This is a genomic window from Streptomyces sp. NPDC048269, from assembly GCF_040652395.1.
In the GTDB taxonomy this organism is placed as follows: domain Bacteria; phylum Actinomycetota; class Actinomycetes; order Streptomycetales; family Streptomycetaceae; genus Streptomyces.
The window spans coordinates 1-14,681 of the sequence record NZ_JBEZLW010000064.1 but is presented as its reverse complement, the minus strand read 5'-3'; the positions used below and the strand labels follow the sequence as shown (position 1 = coordinate 14,681).

Sequence of the window (14,681 nt, the reverse complement as noted above, 5' to 3'; positions counted from 1 at the left end):
CCTCCGCGCCTACGCCTGCCCGCGCTCCGTCTCCGACACGAACGGCTGGAGGAAGCCCCCGATGAGCTGCTCCACCTCGGTGATCCGCTGCTCGTGCGTGTACAGCCGGTCCCGCTTGCCCGACTTGGCCTGCGCGTCCTCCCGGTTCTCCACGATGTTGCGCTGCACTATGCCGATGAGGTCCTGCAACTGGCCGTGCAGGGTCTCGCTGATCCCGCCCCACACGGCGCGCAGATCGGCGGCCCGGCTGTCGGCGTACTGGCGCGCGGCCGGATTCGCCGACTCCTTCACGTGGTCGGAGAACTCCTGGGCCACCCGCGAGTGCACCTTGCCGTCGGCGAAAATGACCGCGCCCGTCGCCATGAGCGGTCCGATGGCCGCGCCGATGGCCACCGCGATGCCCACCGGGGGCATGGCCAGCCCGAGGCTGATCAGCCCGGCGGTGGCGGCCGCGGCCGTACCGCCGGCGAGCGCGGCGCCGGTGCTCGCGCCGATGGCCATGAGCGAGCTGGGGCGGAAGAGGAGCGGTACGTCCTCGCGATTGCGCCGGCCGCTGCGGCCGTCGCCCTTCCCCGCGGCGATGGCGAGGGTGTAGAGGAGGTGGTTCTGGTCGCGGACGGACCGGGTGCCGGTGAGTTCGGTGCGGAGTTCGTCCAGGAGGTCGGCGTGTGCGCGGATCAGCGGTTCGATCTGGCGCAGTAAGTCCTCCTGCCGCGACTGGATGAGCTTGTCGAGGATCTGGGAGCAGAAGATCTGCATCCGGCGCTGGAGTTGGGCCGTGTACGCGTCCATGAGCTCGTGCTGGATGGCCACGCGGCCGCCCCGGGTGAGGGCCATGCGGGCCCGCCTGACGCGCCCGCGGCGCGCGATGTGCCAGTCCGGGATCTCGCCGCTGAGTTTCGCCAGGAACGCGGCGAACTTCAGCTGCAGCTCGCCCTCGACGTCGAGGATCCTGCCGTTGACGATGTCCCGGATCGCACTGGCGCTGGCGCGCAGCTGGTCCTGGGTGGCCTGGCTCCGGTCGAGCAGCTCGCGCAGTTCCGCCGTGGACCTCATCAGGATCGCGCCCTCGTCGTGCAGCCGCAGGCGCAGGTTCACGGCGTTGTGCCGCAGGAACTCGGCGAGCCGGACGAACTTCACCCGGGCCGCGTCCCGCATGCAGAAGACCTCCAGGGCGGCCTCCAGCTGACCGATCCCCGAGTCCCGCAGCCCGTCCTCGTCCCCGCCGATCCGGGACTTCAGGGCCTGGAGCGCGCTGACGAAGAACACGTTGGAGGTGGCGGGCGAGCCGGTACCTCCGCTGAGCTCGGCCACCGCGTTGCGGCAGCGGCTCATCACCTCCGCCCGTTCCTCCTCCTCGATGCGGTCGAACTGGTTGACCACGAAGAAGATGTCGCGGTGGCCGAGCTTCTTGACGTGTTCGAGGTAGTTCTCGGTCTCGTGGAGGGTGAAGGGCCGTCCCGCGTCGGTGACGAAGACGACGGCGTCGACCTCCTCCAAGTACCGCAAGGTCACCAGCTCGCGGTCCGGGCTCTCGTTGATGCCCGCCGAGTCGACGATCTCCACGGACCGGCGCAGCAGCTCCAGCGGCTGCTCGACGACGGCCAGCGCGAACGAGGGGGCCCGCGGCGCTCCGTGCGCGTCGATCTGGAGGGAGACCTCTCGTTTGAACTCCTCCGTCGTGACGGCCGTCTCGCCGCCCCGCCGCTCCGCGTCCCGGTACAGCCACGCCCGCTCGGCCTCGCCCCAGCGCAGGACCGTGGTGAACGCGGTGGCCGGATTGGCCTTGGTGGGCAGCAGCTTCTTCCCCAGCAAGGCGTTGATCAGTGTGCTCTTGCCGCTGCTGAACTCGCCGAGGACCATGATCCGGAAGGTCTCGCGCTCGAAGACCGCCCCGTTGATGCCCAGCCCCAGCGCCTGCGCTCCGCCCTGCTCGCCGGGCGGGGCGACGACCTCCGCCGCCTCGTCGGCCACTTGCTGCAGTTGCTGGTAGTACGAGCGCAGCGTGCCTATGTTGTCGCTCCAGCCGCGGAAGTGCGTGGCCGGCGATTCCCGGGCGGACGAGGACTGCCTGCTCTCGTGGTCCGTCTCGTGGTCCATCAGGCCCCTTCCAGGGGGGAGAGATGTGCGTGCACGGACCGGCGCAGCGACCGTGCCGTGCTCTGCAGTGAACGCCAGTGTCCGATCGAGTCGGGCTGGGCGGCGACCGCCGTCGTGTGCAACCGCCACCACTGTTCGTCGCGGTCCCGGGCCTGGCTCAGCAGGCGCTCGTACACCTGGCCGATCCGTGCGTCCGTACGGGCCACTTGTTCGGTGAAGGCCGCCTCGACGATCCGTTCCAGGTCGTCGATGGTGCGCTCGCGCCGCTCCGCCTGCCCGTGTTCGAGCGCCTCCGTCACCAGTGCCGTGCCGGCCGCTCCGGCGATCTGCGCGACGACCTCGGTGGAGACGGGAGTCAGCACGCTCTCGATGGCGGTGCCCACGAACTCCGGCAGCCAGGAGGCGTCCCAGCCGGTCGCGTTCTGCGACTCCGCTGCCGCCGCCGTGTCCGCGACCCCGGGCAGCGCCGCCGTCGGCACGACCCGCTGGGCGCTCGGGGCGGCCAGGCCCCGGAACAGCTCCTCGCCGGGCCGGTTGCGCAGCAGGACGTCGCGCAGCCGGCCGGTGTCCTGTTCGAGCACCCGGTCGACGGTCACGGTGATCCACGATTCGAAGTGCTGGAGGGCCTCCGCGGTGTACGGGATCGCGTGCAGCCGTATGAAGTGCTGTTCCTCGGGGGTTTCCAGCATCTGGGAGAAGCGTGCGGCGAGTTCGCGCGCCGCGGCGGCGCGGCGCCTGCGCGCCTCCGCGGCGATCGCCGTCACGAGCGCGGCCCGCCACTCCCCCACGTCGGCGCTGAGCACGATCCAGTGGAACCGCGCGCTCTCGTGCGCCGTGTGCCAGATCTGCGCGGCGCGGGCCCTGACCGGGTCGGTCCAGTGCGCGTCCGCCAGCGCCCGGCCGGCGGCCTCCGCCACCAGGTCGCAGGTGGCCGCGAGCAGGTACAGGCGGCGGATCGTCCGCATCGCGCGGCGCAGTCGGACGCCGGCCAGCCGCGCGAGTGCCGAGCGCAGCTGGTCGATCCCGTCCCGGACCCCCTCGGCCCCGGGTGCCGTGCCGGACGTGCCGGGCGTGCCGGAAGTGCCGGGCGGGCGTGCCGGTCCGGGCAGTACCAGCGCTTCGGGGGCCAGCCTCCCCGCGAGGTGGTTGACCCGCCGCAGGATGTCGGCGGCCTCGTCCTCGACCTCGGAGAGCTTGGTGACGACGATCGCGAGCGGCGGGGTGTGCGGGGCGGCGGCCAGCGCCTTGATCCGGGCCTGTTCGGTGGCGAGCATCGCCCGGCGCGCCTCGGTGACCACGACCACCACGTCGCAGTCGGCCACGATCCTGGCGAGGGCTGCGCTGTCGGGCTGCCGTACGCCGGACCAGCCCTCCCAGCCGGGCGTGTCAACGAGTTCCACGCCCGCCCGGGCGGGCCAGGAATCGGCCGGCACCTGGAGGCGTACGGTACGGAACTCCGCCGGTGCGGCGTCTCCGGGGCCGGCCGCGTCCGGGTCGGCCTCCTCGGGGCCGGCGGCGCCGGTCGGGCGTACGACGACGGGCGGCCCGTTCGTCGGGTGGACGGACACCGGCAGGCAGTCCGTGCCGATCAGTTCGTTGACGAGGCGTGACTTGCCGACGTTGCTGCCGCCGATGACGCAGATGCGGGCCAGTGGTGACTCCGCACGGCGGGCGGCGCGGCGGATCAGCGAAGCCGCCGAATCCGCCCCCGCCCGGTCCGCGAGCAGGGCCACCTGTTCCGCCAGTTCACCCTGCGGTAGATCCCGCGCGTGCATCCCCGTACCGCCCACGGCGCCGCCACCCCACCCCGTCCACACCGACCCGGCGCGACCATGATGCCAACGGACGGCATCCGGCGCCGCCGATTCGGGGTTCCCGTGCCGCTCAGGGGAGCGGCACGGGGTTCTCGGGGGGCCGGTGGTCGGGCGGTCACCTGGTCAGGTGGTCGGATGCAGGCGGGACGGGGAGAGCGGTGAACCCTGCGGCCGCGCCTCGCCGGTGGCCAGGGCGCTGCCCTCCAGCCAGGTCCGCCAGTCCAGGTTCCAGTCGCCGAAACCGTTGTCGAAGGGAGCCATCTTCGGGCCGCCGCTGTTGACCACTTCGACGATGTCCCCCTCGCGCACCGTGTCGAAGAACCACGCGGCGTCCTCGGTGCTCATGCCCGTACAGCCGTGGCTGACGTTCTCCTCTCCCTGCGCCTCGACGGACCAGGGCGCGGCGTGGATGTACTCGCCGCTCCACGTCACGCGCGTCGCGTAGAGCACGGGCAGGTCGTAGAACTCCTTGGTGCCGCGCTTGATGCCGACGGTGTCCCCGCGCATCCGGACCTTGGGTTCCTTGCGGAGCACCACCTTGATGCCGGCGCGCGTCCTGAACCCCTCCTTTCCGGTGGTGACCGGGATCGTCCTGATGATCCGTCCGTTGCGGCGTACGGTCATCTCGTGGGCGGCGGAGTCGGTCACGGCTTCGATCCGGTCCCCGACGGTGAACTCCAGCGGCTCGGAGGGGCCGCCGTAGCCGAGGTCGCCGACCTCGACCCCGTCGAGACCGCTGCGCACGCGGACCACGGTGTGGGCGGGCCAGTACGTACGCGGCCGGTAGTGCAGGGTCGATTCGTCGACCCAGTGCCAGGCACCCTCGACGTGGGGCTCCGAGGTCACCTGAAGCGCCTGCTCGACCCGGGCCCGGGCCAGCGGGTCGTCGGCGGGCACCGGCCGGCTGAGGTCCGCCGTGACGATCTCCCCCGCGCCGTACGTACCGGGGCGGGGCCCGAACCCGGCCGTGAGGCGGCCACCGTCCGCGGGCGGCGCGGTACGGAACACCATGGTCACCCCGACCGGTGTGCCGGCCGCGTCCTGGGCACCGACCTGCACGGTGTACGTCTCCCCCGCCCGCAGCGGCTCGGTGTTCGTCCAGTACCCGCCGGCCGCGCCCACCTCGCCGGCCAGATGGCGGCCGTGCCCGTCGGTCACGGTCACGTCGGTGAGCCGTCCCGGGTCCGCGAGGGCGATCTCCAGCGGGGCGTCGGCGTCCGTGGGCAGCGCGTCCGCCCGGGCCGCGCGGGCCGCGTCACCGAGGGCCGGCATCCGCAGGAGGGACCCCGTACCGCGGGAGGTGGCCTGCACGCGCTGCTCCCGCCAGCCGCCGCACAGGCCCGGCCGGAAGGTGTGGACGGCGCACCGTCCCGCTCCCGCCGCGACGCCCTCGTCCACCGCCCGGCCGACCAGCAGGGTGACCGCCGCGTCCTTCGGCCGGCTGCCCGCCGTGGATTCCGCGGTGTCCGCGTCGTGCGCCCGGCCCGGCGCCGCGGCGACCACCAGCATGGCCCCCGTCACGGCGGCCACCACGCCCCACGCCTTGGTCGGTTGCTTTCCTCGCGTCTGTGACATAGCCACACAGCCCTCCCAGATCTCACACGGCCGATGGCAGCATCAAAACGATCGAGAGCCAAAATGATGATCATGAACTCGGCTCTGCGGCCGAACGGGCACCCCAAGAGAACTCGTACGGAGCACACTTCGGGTCCGACCCCGGTCAGGGCGGCGTCCGGGAGGGCGTCCGGGAGCCTTGCGTAGCATCCCGGCATGTCCTCTCCTCACGACCAGATCCGGCTCCCGCTCCCGTTCAGGCTCCAGCTCCTGCGTCCCGACCACGCCGAGGCCCTGCTCGCCTTCGAGCGTGAGAACCGGGCCTACTTCGCCGCGTCGGTGCCCGACCGGGGCGACCGGTACTTCACCGGCTTCGAGGAGCGCCACCGTGCGCTGCTGGCCGAGCAGGCCACGGGGGTGTGCCTGTTCCACGTCCTCGTGGGCGCCGGCGGCGAGGTACTGGGACGCGTCAACCTGGTCGACCTGGCGGACGGCTCCGCCGAGATCGGCTACCGGATCGCCGAGCGGGCCGCCGGCCGGGGAGTGGCCACCTCGGCCGTCCACGAGGTCTGCGCCCTGGCCGGTGCGGAGTACGGCCTGACCACGCTGACGGCCGTCACCACGCTCGACAACGCCGGCTCGCGCGCCGTCCTGGCCCGTACGGGGTTCACCCCGGCAGGCGAGACGGAGGTGGACGGCCGCCCGGGCCTCCGCTTTGTACGGAACGTGTAGGAGCGGGACCATGGGGGCATGGAGGCGTCCCTGAACGATGTCAGCACGCCGGGCCGGGTGGCGGACCCCGGTGAGGGCCTCAGTCACGAGGAGCTGGCGCTCGCGGCCCGCAACCACGGCCTGCCGCTGGAGGCCCTGCGCTACGAGGTCAGCCCGGCGGGCCTGCACTACGTGCTGGTCCACTACGACATCCCCGCCGCGGACGCCGACGGCTGGCACCTTTCGGTCGGCGGCCGGGTCCGCACGCCGCTGACCCTGACCCCGGCCTCGCTCGGCACGCTCCCCGCCGTCACCCGGCGGGTCACCATGGAGTGCGCGGGCAACGGCCGGGCCAGGCTGGCCCCGCGCCCGGTCAGCCAGCCCTGGCTGGTCGAGGCGGTGGGTACCGCCGACTGGACGGGCGTGCCGCTCCGGGCCGTCCTCGCCGAGGCCGGTGTGGAGCGGGACGCCGTCGAAGCCGTCTTCACCGGTGCCGACCACGGCGTGGAGCGCGGCGTCGAGCAGGACTACCAGCGCAGCCTGCCGCTGCCGGTCGCCACCGGGGACGATCCGGAGGTGCTGATCGCCTACGCCATGAACGGCCGGCCGCTGCCGCCGCAGCACGGGTACCCCCTGCGCCTGGTCGTCCCCGGCTGGTACGGGATGGCGCACGTGAAGTGGCTCCGGGAGATCACCCTGGTCGACGCCCCGTTCACGGGATTCCAGCAGGCAGTGGCGTACCGCTACCGGCAGGATCCGGACGACCCCGGCGAACCGGTGACCCGGATCGCGCCGCGCGCCCTGATGGTCCCGCCGGGGTTCCCGGACTTCATGTCGCGGGTCCGCGTCGTGTCCGCCGGGCCCGTACGGCTGGAGGGGCGTGCCTGGTCGGGGTACGGGCCGGTGGTCCGGGTGGAGGTGAGCGCTGACGGCGGGGACACCTGGAGCGGGACCGATCTGACGCCGCCGGGCGCGCACCGGTGGGCGTGGCAGGCCTGGCACGGCACCTGGACCGCCACGCCCGGCAGCCACACCCTCATCGCCCGCGCCACGGACGCCGAGGGCCGTACCCAGCCCCTGGAACAGCCCTGGAACCGCGGCGGCTTCGGCAACAACCTCGTCCAGCAGGTCCCCGTCCTGTGCCGCTGACCGCCCCGCCGGCGGGGCGGGTGCTCAGCGGGTCGGGTTCGCCCGGAGCAGCAGCGTGAGGAATCCCCACGGCTCCCGGTAGACGTTCAGCCATTCCCGCCGGTGGTCCGCGGACGTGGCAAGGGCTTCGCGGGCGGCGGGATCCTCGGGGTGGTCCAGCGCCCAGGCGGCCAGTGAGCCGGTCCAGGACCACTCGTAGGCGTCGAGCTCCTCGCGGCTGCTGACGTGGGCGAAGACCGGCGTCCAGCCGGCCGCGGTGACGTTGTCCAGGGTGGTCGCCAGGTCGGCGAAGTCGCCGAGCATCTCCACCGCTCCGGCGGAGGGCTCCTGCTGCCAGTAGCCGTCGCCGATCAGTATGTGCCCGCCGGGGGCGAGGTGCTTGCCGGCGGCTTCCAGGGTGGGCAGCAGGCCGTCGAAGGCGTGGGCGGCGCCGACGCTCAGGACGAGGTCGAAGGGGTCCGTGGAGACGTACTCGGCGGCCGGTACCTGATGGAGCGTCAGGCGGTCCCCGACGGCGAGCCGGTCTGCGGCGGACCGGGCGCGGTCGAGGGCAGGCTCCGAGATGTCGACACCATGGGCGTGGACACCCTCGTGCATCTCCAGGCAGCGCAGCAGCCATTCACCGCCGCCGCAGCCGAGGTCGAGGACCCGTTCGTCACCGCGCGGCAGGCCGCGCTCCAGCAGACCGTGCACCGTGCGGTCCGACAGCGGTGCGGCGATGGGGTGGCGGGTATGGGCCAGAAGAGAGATCATTTCGCGATTCACCGCGGCATGCTGTCAGCCGCGCGCGACGGCCGCAATCGCTTTTTTCGTCGCTTCACGAAAGTCCGTACCGTCGCGCGGACTCCTCCTCCTGGGCCAGCCGGTGCAGTGTCTTGAGCACGGGCTCGAAGAGGATGGCCGCCGCGAACTGGCCGGCACGTCGGGCTGTGGCACGAGTCGTACATCGCGCCCGAGGGCTCGTACGAGTCGATCTACTTCGACATGCCCCCGTACGGGCTGGCGGCGGCGACCGGCGCGCTCCCGGTCGAGGCCCGCGGCCGGCGCGCCGCGGACCGCTCCACCCACCGCAGCCGTCGCCGTGAGCCCTGATCACAGGGCCCGGCTCATGCAGACCCTGGGCCACCGGTCCAGGCCGTGCCGCGCCTCCTGTTCGCGGATCTCCCGCAGACCGGGCGTGAGCCCGTCCTCGTCCAGCAGCCGGAAGCCGCAGCGTTCGTAGTACGGGGCGTTCCACGGGACATCGGTGAAGGTGGTGAGGGTCAGCGCGGGCAGGCCGTCGCGCGCAGCCAGGTCCGCCGTGTGCTCCAGCAGGGACCGGCCCACACCGCGGCGGGCGCTGTCCGGGTGCACCGACACCTGCTCGACGTGGAGGCCGCCGTCGACGCGGTCGGCGATCAGGTACGCGACGGGGGCGTCGGCGTCGTCGACCGCGACCCAGGCCAGTCCGGCACGCTGGTAGCGGGCGAGCTCGTCGAGCGGGAGCGGCTCGTCGTCGGCGATCTCCGGCATGCCGATGTCCCGGAAGCACCGCCCGGCCGCCCTCTCGATGTCCTGGAGGAGGGGCAGTTCGGTGAGCCGTGCTGCTCGTATGCGCATGGACGCATTGTCCCGGCCCGGCGGGACGGCGCCATCCGATTCGGGCCGCTCCGTGCCGGAGGTGGTCGGCGGCGGCCCCGCAGTGCCGTAGGGTGAGGTCTACCGACGCGGGGTGGAGCAGCTCGGTAGCTCGCTGGGCTCATAACCCAGAGGTCGCAGGTTCAAATCCTGTCCCCGCTACTGATGGCGAAGGGCCCGGATCCTCACGGATCCGGGCCCTTCGCCATTCACAGCCGGTCCAGGACGGCGTTCAGGGCGTCCATGACGTAGCCGCGCCAGCCGCCGCCCATGATCTTGCGGGCCGTCATCTGCGCGGGGTCGTCCGGGTCGAAGCCCTCGTGGACGAGGAAGAGCCTGGTGCCGCGGCCCTCCGGTTCGAGCGTCCATGTGAGGGTCCAGTCGGCCGTGCTGGCGGCGGAGGCGTCGGTCCATCGGACCGAGAGCATCCGCTCGGTCTCGTACGCGAGGACCTCGGCCGCCGTCGTACCGGAGTAGCCCGTGTTCGGGCGCGGCACCGAGGTCATCGTGTAGCGGTGTCCGACTTCCAGGCGGAAGTCGGACGGCATGAGCCACTGGGCGATCAGCTCGGGCTCGGTGAGGGCGCGCCATACCTTGGCCGGCGGGTGCGGCAGGAACTGGTCGACCCGGACCGTGGTGAGGTCGTCGTCGCGGTCGCGGTCGTGGTCATCCTCGCGGTCGCGGTCTTCGTCGTGGCCGTGTCCGTGGTCGTGGTCGCGGTCGTGGTCGTGGTCGTGGCCGGAGGCTGAGGTCATGTCTCATCGTCGGGCAGCCGGTCCAGCAGTTCACCGAGGTCCTTGAAGCGGTCCCGCCAGAACCGCTCGTACGGATGCAGCCAGTCCTGCACATCGGCCAGCGGCGTCGCCTCGAGGCGGTAGATGCGCTGACGTCCCGCCCGTTCCTCCGTGACGAGCCCGGCGTCCCTCAGCACCTTCAGGTGCTCCGAGAGGCTGGGACGGCGCATGTCGAAGTGGTCGGCGAGGGACTGGACGGGCTGCGGGCCGCGCTCGCGCAGCAGGCGCAGCACTTCACGACGGGTGCCGTTGGCGAGCGCGGCGAACACACGGTCCTCGTCGGCACCCGTCGTGACCATGGGGCTACAAGCCTTCCTTCTCCGTGAGCAGCATCAGGCCGTTGCCGTCGAGGTCGCGGAAGCCGGCCATCCGCCCCCAGGGAGCGTCGTCCGGACCGGTCACCTCGACACCGGCCGCCGCGAGCCGCGCGCAGTCGGCGTCGACATCGGCCGTGACCAACATGATCCCCCTGGCCGAGCCGGGCGTGAAATCGCCCATTCCCGGGCCGGAGAGCGTGAAGACGGTCTGTGCGCCCCGGGGTGCGACCTGGAGCCAGCGCATGGGACCGACCTGGCGGTCCGCGCGGACCTCGAAGCCGAGGACTCCGGTGTAGAAGGCGAGGGCCCGGTCCTGGTCGGCGACGGGGAGCGTGACGAAGGAGGCGTGCGTGATGTTCATGCCCTCACGATAGGTAGGAAATTCCCTACGCGTCAAACGTAGGGAATTTCCTACCTATCGAGCGATGCCGCCGATCGTTATGATCACCGCGGCGGGGCCGTAGCGCAGAGGTCGTCGCACCTGGCCTGCACAGCCGGAGGACGTCGGTTCGAATCCGACCGGTCCCGTCACCCTCCCGCGCCCCACTCCCGCACCTCCCGCCCCACTTCCGCCCCACTCCCACCCCGGATGGTGATGACCCGTGAGCAGAAAACCGCTGGTGGGCGGGCTCCCCGTCGAGGAGGTCACTCTGTGGCACCGGGTACGGCGCTTCGCCGTGCCGCGCTGGATGATCGAGGGCGCGACCGAGGCCCGGCTGGCCGGTGACTGGCGCGCGGCCTGCGCGGTCGCGGCCGTGGACGTCGCCCTGGACCTGGCGCAGATCGGGGAGCGGCACGGCGCCGCCGTACGGGACGCGGTCGCGGGCGACCTCGCACACCTGGCGCCCGACCTGCTGCGCTGGCACCTGCCCCGGGCGCTCGCGGCGGGCACGATGTTGTCTCCGCGCCGGGTGGTCCTCCTCGCCCGCCACGGCGGCGGCGGCAGGCGCAGGTTCCGGGCGGACGCACCGGCTTCGTACCTGGTGGCCCGCACCCCGGAGTGGGACGCTCCGCAGCGACTCGTCCTGGACCTCGTGGCCGCCGACGACCCCGCGGTGCGGCGCGACCACCTCGTGGAGGACTGGACCGCGGCCCGCCACTTCTGGGACGCCCGGCACGCCCCGGAGCTCCGCGCCTGGTGCGGGGGCGGCGCGGGACGGCTCCCGTTCTTCCGCGCGGACGGCACCCCGCTCGGACCACGGGAACTGCCCGACACCGACCCCGGCTCCGCCGATCCGGCCGCGCGGGAGGAGTGGACCGCCGTCCTCCAGGCCCGCGGGGACGTGGTGGGCGCCTTCGGGACCGCGGGTGTGGACCTCGACCTGACGGCCCTGCCGCCCCACGCCGGCTGGGGCCCGGAGCAGCCGGAAGCCGTCATCGCGGGACTTCTCCTGGACCTGCCCCGGACCGTCCGGGAAGTACGGCGCCTGGTCGCGGCGGGGGTCGCCGACCGGTTCCGGATACCGGGCGTGTACCCCGGCGACGTACTGATCGAACGGGCCGACCCCGGCGCGCACGTCGCCCTCCGCGCCCGCGCCACAGCGATGAACGCGAGGACGGGAGTGCCCACCCTCCCCGGCATCGTGTGGCGGCGCCTGCCCGACCTCCAGCTGGTCCGCAGCGGGCGCCTCGCGCCGGAAGAGCTCCACCCCCTGGTGGCGGCCGCCCTCTTCCCCGCATCGGGGCCCGCCTGCGGGCCGCCCGGCCCGCCCGCCGTCCTCGCACCGGTGCGGGTCAGATGCCAGGGCGAGTGGCACGTGGTCGGCTTCCGCGACGGGGAACTGCTCGTCCCGCACAGCGCGCGGGAGCAGCAGCGCGAGCAGGCCATGCTGGCGTTCGGCGGCGCCGTCTCCGGCTGCTTCGCCGTACAGCGCGCGTGGACCTCGGGGCTGGGGCGGCTGCCGCGCGCCCTGCGACCCCTCCGGCGGGAAGTGTTCGAGCGCGCCCGGCACGGCGACATCCCTGGGGTCGCCGCCCTGCTGGCCGCCGGACTGGACCCCGCCGTCCGTGACAACGCGACCGGACAGAGCCTGCAGGACGTGCTGCGCCTGCAGGACGCCCACTGAGCCCCGAGGCAGGCTGACGCCGCCGGGGGGAGGATGGGAGAGGGTCCCCTGCGACGGACAGGAGTGATCATGTTCCAGGACACCAAGGCATTCAGCGGGTTCTCGGTGGACGACATCAAGAAGGCCAAGGAGTTCTACGGCGGTACGCTCGGCCTGCGGGTGTCGGAGGAGCACGGCATGCTCTTCCTGCAGCTCGGAGGCGGCGGCGGGAACGTTCTGCTGTACCCCAAGGACAACCACAAGGCGGCGGACTTCACCGTGCTCAACTTCCCGGTGGCCGATGTCGAGAAGACGGTCGACGAGCTCACGGCGCTCGGCGTGACCTTCGAGCGCTATCCGGGCTTCGACCACGACGCCAAGGGCATCGTCAGGGAGCAGGGGGAAGGCATGCCGTCGATCGCCTGGTTCAAGGACCCCGCCGGCAACGTGCTGTCCGTGCTCGACGAGTCGCCCTGAACTACGGCGGAGCGGCTGCGAGGAGGGACTCCGCGATCGCCGTGCGGGCGTAGAGCACCGAGCGCCCGGCCCGGTGGGCGGTGACCAGGCCCGCGGCGCGCAGCGCCGTGAGGTGCTGGGACACCCCGGCCGCGGAGAGACCCGTACGGTGCGCCAGCTCGGTGGTCGAGGCCGGGCTTTCCAGTTCGGTCAGCAGCACGGTCCTGGAGCGGCCGAGAACGGCCGCGACGGCGTCGGTCCTGGCGACGGGCCGGGGTTCCCACAGGGTGCCGACGCCACGCGCCGGGTAGGCGAGCTGCGGCGGCTCCGGCAGGCTCACCCGGGTGAGCACGCCGGGTCCGGTGAACGCCGACGGGATGAGCAACAGCCCCGCCCCCGCGGTCCTGCGGGACATGGCCCACCGGCGGCGGATCAGCCGGAGTTCGTCGGCGTCCCAGCTCAACGAGGGGTGCAGGTCCTTGAACAGGCCGCCCGTGCCGTACTCGGCGACCTGCCGGGCTCGATGGAAGAGGTCCGCGTCGAGCACCGCCCGTATCCGCGCCCAGTAAGGGGCGAGCGCCAACTCCCAGTACGACTCGATCTCCTCCACGACCCGAGGCAGGCGGGCCTCCGGATCGGCGTACAGGCTCCTCGCCCTGGGGCCCTCACGTCCCTGGTCGCGGCCCAGGCGGTCGAGGTCGTGGCGGACCCGGGCGGCGGGGGCGGCCAGGATCCCGGCCAGCTCGCCCGCCAGCGTGGGGGACGGACCGGCCGGGGCCGGGTTGAGGAAGTCGGCGACGTAGCCCGAGGGCGGGATCAGTTCGGCGAGCCAGCCCCGGTCGAGACCGGCGGCCGCCAGCCTGGGCCGGACCTGCTCGGCCCAGGCCCGGTGCACGGGATGGGCGGAGCCTGAGCTCAGCAGCCGGAAGCTGGTCCCGACCTCCCACATCGGCGAGACGGCGAACCGCGTCTGGGCCAGGTCGCTCGCCGAGAACGCCAACTCCTGCAGGACGACCACCTCATGAGGATTCGGTTGGAGCTGAATCAATGGTGGCGAGCCTACCTCGCGGCCATCATCCCGGCATGACCTCAGAAACGATCACCGCAGCGGCATCGGGTAGTTGGAAGCTCGGCGACCTGGAGATCAACCGGATGGGATTCGGTGCGATGCGCCTGCCGCAGCACGGCGAGGCGTTCAGGACCGACGCCGAGCCGAGCGACCGCGGCCGGGCCATCGGCGTACTGCGCCGCGCCGTCGAACTCGGCGTGAACCACATCGACACCGCCGCGTTCTACTTCTCCCCGCTGCGCTCCGCCAACGAACTGATCAACCGGGCCCTGGCCCCCTACCCGGACGACCTCGTCATCACCACCAAGGTCGGGCCGGGCCGGGACCCGTCCGGCGAGTGGGCGTCCCACGCCACCCCCGGGCAACTGCGCGGCCAGGTCGAGGAGAACCTGCGCCAGCTCGGCCGCGACCACCTCGACGTGGTGAACCTGCGCGTCGTCGGAACCGATTCGATCGCCGAACGGTTCGGCGCGCTGGCCCGGCTGCGCGAGGCCGGGCTCATCCGCCACCTGGGCATCTCCAACGTCACCCCCGAACACCTCGCCGAGGCGCGGGCCATCGCGCCCGTGGTGTGCGTACAGAACCCCTACGGCCTCGGCGTACGGCCCGAGCAGGACGAGTTCCTGCGTACCTGCGGTGAGCTGGGCGTCGCGTTCGTCCCCTTCTACTCGATCGCGGGCGCCGGAGGGCAGGCGGGCGTGACCGCCCCCGACAGCGAGGAGGTGCTCGCGGTGGCGCGGGCGCACGGGGCGAGCGCGGCACAGGTGCGCATCGCGTGGACGCTGCACCGCGGGCCGCACGTACTGACCATCCCCGGCACCGGCAACCCGGATCACCTGACCGCCAATGTGGCCGCGGGCGCGCTGCGCTTCTCCCAGGCGGAACTGTCCGTTCTGGAGGAGCTCCACAGGAGCGGGCGCTAGCCGCCGGTCTGCCGGGAGAGGGAGAGCCGCCGCCCGGACACGTGTCCGGGCGGCCGGCCTGTGACGGCACGAACAAAAAACTGCCGGGGGCCCTGTCGACCCGAATCGGGGGGGCGGGGGGAATGCCGGTGA

Annotated in this window: 14 protein-coding genes, 2 tRNA genes and 2 pseudogenes; 8 read left to right on the top strand and 10 right to left on the bottom strand. The window is 72.7% G+C overall.

Translation table 11 applies throughout. From position 1 onward, the window contains the following. Nucleotides 1-9: 9 nt before the first annotated feature. From AB0D48_RS34565 to AB0D48_RS34555, 3 genes are all read right to left on the bottom strand, one after another. The gene (locus AB0D48_RS34565) at nucleotides 10-2,100 is read right to left on the bottom strand and encodes a dynamin family protein (protein WP_362406330.1); all 2,091 of its coding nucleotides are present in this window, start codon (nucleotides 2,098-2,100) and stop codon (nucleotides 10-12) included. Then, nucleotides 2,100-3,890 (bottom strand): GTPase, encoded by a 1,791-nt coding sequence (locus AB0D48_RS34560; protein ID WP_362406327.1) that lies wholly within the window; start codon nucleotides 3,888-3,890, stop codon nucleotides 2,100-2,102. The genes AB0D48_RS34565 and AB0D48_RS34560 overlap by 1 nt, the downstream gene beginning before the upstream one ends. 147 nt (nucleotides 3,891-4,037) lie before the next feature. After that, complete coding sequence (locus AB0D48_RS34555; RefSeq protein ID WP_362406324.1) at nucleotides 4,038-5,489, bottom strand: Ig-like domain-containing protein; 1,452 nt, start codon at nucleotides 5,487-5,489, stop codon at nucleotides 4,038-4,040. Nucleotides 5,490-5,684: 195 nt separating this feature from the next. Between AB0D48_RS34555 and AB0D48_RS34550 the strand changes: the two genes are divergently transcribed. Beyond that, complete coding sequence (locus AB0D48_RS34550; protein ID WP_362406321.1) at nucleotides 5,685-6,200, top strand: GNAT family N-acetyltransferase; 516 nt, start codon at nucleotides 5,685-5,687, stop codon at nucleotides 6,198-6,200. Nucleotides 6,201-6,218: 18 nt separating this feature from the next. After that, nucleotides 6,219-7,328 (top strand): sulfite oxidase, encoded by a 1,110-nt coding sequence (locus AB0D48_RS34545; protein ID WP_362406317.1) that lies wholly within the window; start codon nucleotides 6,219-6,221, stop codon nucleotides 7,326-7,328. Between the two features lie 24 nt (nucleotides 7,329-7,352). On the opposite strand, the gene AB0D48_RS34540 is transcribed toward AB0D48_RS34545, so the two are convergent. Next, nucleotides 7,353-8,093, bottom strand: a complete 741-nt coding sequence (locus AB0D48_RS34540; RefSeq protein WP_362406314.1) for a class I SAM-dependent methyltransferase — start codon at nucleotides 8,091-8,093, stop codon at nucleotides 7,353-7,355. Between the two features lie 52 nt (nucleotides 8,094-8,145). Further along, nucleotides 8,146-8,235, bottom strand: a pseudogene (locus AB0D48_RS34535) (transcriptional regulator); the annotation flags it as partial. Between the two features lie 2 nt (nucleotides 8,236-8,237). On the opposite strand from AB0D48_RS34535, the pseudogene AB0D48_RS34530 reads away from it, so the two are divergent. After that, a pseudogene (locus tag AB0D48_RS34530) lies at nucleotides 8,238-8,420 on the top strand (DUF4188 domain-containing protein); the annotation flags it as partial. Here AB0D48_RS34530 and AB0D48_RS34525 read toward each other — a convergent pair. Then, nucleotides 8,421-8,927 carry a GNAT family N-acetyltransferase gene (locus tag AB0D48_RS34525; RefSeq protein WP_362406311.1) on the bottom strand — a complete coding sequence of 169 codons (507 nt, stop codon included), beginning with the start codon at nucleotides 8,925-8,927 and terminating at the stop codon, nucleotides 8,421-8,423. It abuts the pseudogene before it with no gap. Nucleotides 8,928-9,033: 106 nt separating this feature from the next. On the opposite strand from AB0D48_RS34525, the gene AB0D48_RS34520 reads away from it, so the two are divergent. Next, nucleotides 9,034-9,107, top strand: a tRNA-Met gene (locus tag AB0D48_RS34520). Between the two features lie 47 nt (nucleotides 9,108-9,154). On the opposite strand, the gene AB0D48_RS34515 is transcribed toward AB0D48_RS34520, so the two are convergent. Genes AB0D48_RS34515 through AB0D48_RS34505 form a run of 3 tightly spaced genes read right to left on the bottom strand, consistent with a single transcriptional unit; the run spans nucleotide 9,155 to nucleotide 10,417 of the window. Then, the gene (locus tag AB0D48_RS34515; RefSeq protein WP_362406308.1) at nucleotides 9,155-9,700 is read right to left on the bottom strand and encodes an SRPBCC domain-containing protein; all 546 of its coding nucleotides are present in this window, start codon (nucleotides 9,698-9,700) and stop codon (nucleotides 9,155-9,157) included. After that, nucleotides 9,697-10,038, bottom strand: coding sequence for a metalloregulator ArsR/SmtB family transcription factor (locus AB0D48_RS34510; RefSeq protein WP_362406305.1), 342 nt, complete (start codon nucleotides 10,036-10,038; stop codon nucleotides 9,697-9,699). Before AB0D48_RS34510 ends, AB0D48_RS34515 begins: the two co-directional genes overlap by 4 nt. Nucleotides 10,039-10,042: 4 nt before the next feature. Further along, on the bottom strand, nucleotides 10,043-10,417 hold the full coding sequence (locus tag AB0D48_RS34505; RefSeq protein ID WP_362406302.1) for a VOC family protein: 375 nt from the start codon (nucleotides 10,415-10,417) through the stop codon (nucleotides 10,043-10,045). Between the two features lie 93 nt (nucleotides 10,418-10,510). On the opposite strand from AB0D48_RS34505, the gene AB0D48_RS34500 reads away from it, so the two are divergent. From AB0D48_RS34500 to AB0D48_RS34490, 3 genes are all read left to right on the top strand, one after another. After that, a tRNA-Cys gene (locus AB0D48_RS34500) sits at nucleotides 10,511-10,584 on the top strand. A gap of 74 nt (nucleotides 10,585-10,658) precedes the next feature. Next, on the top strand, nucleotides 10,659-12,122 hold the full coding sequence (locus AB0D48_RS34495) for an ankyrin repeat domain-containing protein (protein WP_362406299.1): 1,464 nt from the start codon (nucleotides 10,659-10,661) through the stop codon (nucleotides 12,120-12,122). Nucleotides 12,123-12,191: 69 nt separating this feature from the next. After that, on the top strand, nucleotides 12,192-12,578 hold the full coding sequence (locus AB0D48_RS34490) for a VOC family protein (protein ID WP_362406296.1): 387 nt from the start codon (nucleotides 12,192-12,194) through the stop codon (nucleotides 12,576-12,578). A gap of 1 nt (nucleotide 12,579) precedes the next feature. Here the strand turns inward: AB0D48_RS34490 and AB0D48_RS34485 are convergent, their stop codons facing one another. Next, nucleotides 12,580-13,575: a DUF5937 family protein gene (locus AB0D48_RS34485; protein ID WP_362406293.1), complete on the bottom strand. Its 996-nt coding sequence runs from the start codon at nucleotides 13,573-13,575 to the stop codon at nucleotides 12,580-12,582. A 65-nt stretch (nucleotides 13,576-13,640) separates the two neighbouring features. Between AB0D48_RS34485 and AB0D48_RS34480 the strand changes: the two genes are divergently transcribed. Continuing rightward, the gene (locus tag AB0D48_RS34480; protein WP_362406290.1) at nucleotides 13,641-14,549 is read left to right on the top strand and encodes an aldo/keto reductase; all 909 of its coding nucleotides are present in this window, start codon (nucleotides 13,641-13,643) and stop codon (nucleotides 14,547-14,549) included. Nucleotides 14,550-14,681 lie beyond the last annotated feature (132 nt).

Bases quoted from the DNA above. Each gene is read 5' to 3' on its own strand.
- AB0D48_RS34565 (WP_362406330.1), bottom strand. From the start codon at position 2,100: ATGGACCACGAGACGGACCACGAGAGCAGGCAGTCCTCGTCCGCCCGG.
- AB0D48_RS34555 (WP_362406324.1), bottom strand. From the start codon at position 5,489: ATGTCACAGACGCGAGGAAAGCAACCGACCAAGGCGTGGGGCGTGGTG.
- AB0D48_RS34550 (WP_362406321.1), top strand. From the start codon at position 5,685: ATGTCCTCTCCTCACGACCAGATCCGGCTCCCGCTCCCGTTCAGGCTC.
- AB0D48_RS34545 (WP_362406317.1), top strand. From the start codon at position 6,219: ATGGAGGCGTCCCTGAACGATGTCAGCACGCCGGGCCGGGTGGCGGAC.
- AB0D48_RS34525 (WP_362406311.1), bottom strand. From the start codon at position 8,927: ATGCGCATACGAGCAGCACGGCTCACCGAACTGCCCCTCCTCCAGGAC.
- AB0D48_RS34515 (WP_362406308.1), bottom strand. From the start codon at position 9,700: ATGACCTCAGCCTCCGGCCACGACCACGACCACGACCGCGACCACGAC.
- AB0D48_RS34510 (WP_362406305.1), bottom strand. From the start codon at position 10,038: ATGGTCACGACGGGTGCCGACGAGGACCGTGTGTTCGCCGCGCTCGCC.
- AB0D48_RS34505 (WP_362406302.1), bottom strand. From the start codon at position 10,417: ATGAACATCACGCACGCCTCCTTCGTCACGCTCCCCGTCGCCGACCAG.
- AB0D48_RS34490 (WP_362406296.1), top strand. From the start codon at position 12,192: ATGTTCCAGGACACCAAGGCATTCAGCGGGTTCTCGGTGGACGACATC.
- AB0D48_RS34480 (WP_362406290.1), top strand. From the start codon at position 13,641: ATGACCTCAGAAACGATCACCGCAGCGGCATCGGGTAGTTGGAAGCTC.